General features: G+C 71.2%; 2 protein-coding genes. One reads left to right on the top strand and one right to left on the bottom strand.

The window, feature by feature from the left end; genetic code table 11:
* Nucleotides 1–558, top strand: a 558-nt coding sequence (locus tag AC27IQ_RS22810; protein ID WP_487090903.1) for a sensor histidine kinase, incomplete at its 5' end; no start/stop codon positions are given.
* A 4-nt stretch (nt 559–562) separates the two neighbouring features.
* On the opposite strand, the gene AC27IQ_RS22805 is transcribed toward AC27IQ_RS22810, so the two are convergent.
* A partial coding sequence (locus AC27IQ_RS22805; protein ID WP_487090902.1) for a B12-binding domain-containing radical SAM protein occupies nt 563–2,283 on the bottom strand: 1,721 nt, incomplete at its 5' end.

Raw genomic sequence — 2,283 nt, 5'->3', positions numbered from 1 at the left:
GGGCAGGTGGTGGGCGAGGCGCCGCAGGTGCCGGTGCCCGCGCCGCAGGCGCTCGCGGTGCTGGCGCAGATCAGCGACGACCTGCGGCTGATCATCGACACCACGGCCCATGTGCCGCAAGGGGATCTGCAGGCCCTGCTGGCCGCCCCCCGGCGCCGCCTGATGTCGCGCCTGCAGGCCGCGGGCATCGATGCCCGCTGGCATGCCGAGGGCCTGGACGGGGTGCGGCTGGAGGGGGCGCGTGCGCTGAACCTGCTGCGGCTCCTGCAGGAGGCCGTGACCAATGCCATCCGGCACAGCGGAGCGCGCCGCGTCGGCATATCGGTGCTGCGCCGGGGGGCGTGCCTGCAGGTCTGCGTGCAGGACGACGGCCGGGGTTTCGATGCCACGCGGGCCGGCGCGCAGGGGATGGGGCTGGCGAACATGCGGCAGCGCGCGATCGCCCTGGAGGCGGTGCTGCAGCTCGAAACCGCCCCGGGCCAGGGGTGCCGGGTGGCCGTCGACGTGGCATGGCAGGCCGCCGATCCGCCAGTTCCCCCGGTCCCTTCGGGCGATTGACTTTTCAGTGCGCGCGGCTGGCGAGCGCCCGCTCGATGCGGTGCCGCGCCACGGTAGTCTTGGGCACCTTGAACGGGAACCAGGCGCGCACGTCCTCGTCCAGCCCGATGCCGTGCATGTAGTTGTAGATCGCCTTCTTCAGCGCGCCGCCCAGCGCGTCGTGGTCCACGCCGGTGGGGTCGATGAAGGCCACGTCGTTCTTGGCGAAGCCGCCCGGCGGCAGCGGCGCGAGCGTGACGCCGTACTCCCCGGGGTTCTTGCCCACGGGCGAGTGCACGGTGCAGGCGAAGCGGTGGAAGAACCCGCTCTGGATGCAGCCGTTGGCGAACAGCTGGCGCACGTATTCGAGCGCATCCACGGTGTCCTGCACCGTCTGGGTCGGAAAACCGTACATCAGGTAGGCGTGCACGAGGATGCCGGCATCGGTGAAGGCCCGCGTCACGCGCGCCACCTGGTCCACCGACACGCCCTTCTTCATGAGCTGCAGCAGCCGGTCCGAGGCCACCTCCAGCCCGCCCGAGATCGCGATGCAGCCGGAGTCGGCCATCAGCTCGGCCAGCTCGGGCGTGAAGGTCTTCTCGAACCGCACGTTGCCCCACCACGAGATGCCGGCGTTGCGTTCGATCAGCTCGGTGGCCAGCGCCTTGAGGGCTTTCGGCGGGGCGGCCTCGTCCACGAAGTGAAAACCGGTCTGCCCGGTCTCGCGCACGATCTGCTCGATGCGGTCGGCCAGCACGGCGGCGCTCGCGCCCTCGTAGCGGCTGATGTAGTCAAGGCTCACGTCGCAGAAGCTGCACTTCTTCCAGTAGCAGCCGTGGGCCACGGTGAGCTTGTTCCAGCGCCCGTCGCTCCACAGCCGGTGCATGGGGTTGAGCATGTCCAGCAGCGAGAGGTAGCGGTCCAGCGGCAGGCCGTCCCAGGTGGGCGTGCCCACCTCGGCGAAGGCGATGTCGGCCTCCATCATGTTCACGTACTGCACGGCGCCGTCGTCGCCCCGCACGAAGGTGCGCACCAGGCGCTGGCGGCCGCGCTGGCCCTGCACGTGCTCCAGCAGCGCGAGCAGCGGGCGCTCGCCCGCGTCCAGCGTCACGTAGTCGAAATGGTCGAACACGCGGGGCTCGGCCAGCTCGCGCAGTTCGGTGTTCACGAAGCCGCCGCCCAGCACCGTGGCGATGTGCGGGTAGCGCGCCTTGATGGCCTGCGCGATGCGAAAGGCCGCGTACACCGAGCCGGGAAAGGGCACGGACAGCAGCACCACGTCGGGCGTGTGGCGCGCGATGGCCTCGTGCGTGAGCGCCTCGAGCATCTCGTCCACCAGCGTGGGCGGCGCGGCCAGCGCGTCGGCCAGCGGATCGAAGGTGGGCTGGCTGCCGGCCAGCGACTCGGCATAGCGCACGAACTCGAAGCGCTCGTCCACCGCATCGCGCAATACGTCGGCCAGGTCGTTCAGGTACAGCGTGGCGATGTGCTTGGCCTTGTCGTGCAGGCCCAGGGCGCCGAAGGCCCAGCCCAGCGGATCGCCGCCCTCGTCGTCCACATAGACGTCGAGCGAGGCGAAGCGCGGGCCCTCGGGCAGGTAGTGGCGCCCGGCGATGCGGTGCGCGAGCGTCGAGTCGCGCCCCTGCAGGAATGCGATGGCCGGCGCCACCGTGGCGAGGTAGCGGTCCTGCTGCGCGGCGAAGGACTGGACCGCCGGGCTGCGCCGCGCTCGGGCAGGGCCTGCAC

The organism is Acidovorax sp. KPB24-07, from assembly GCF_057543315.1.
Note: the sequence above shows the minus strand (reverse complement) of the source record. Positions and strands in the feature narration are given on the sequence as shown.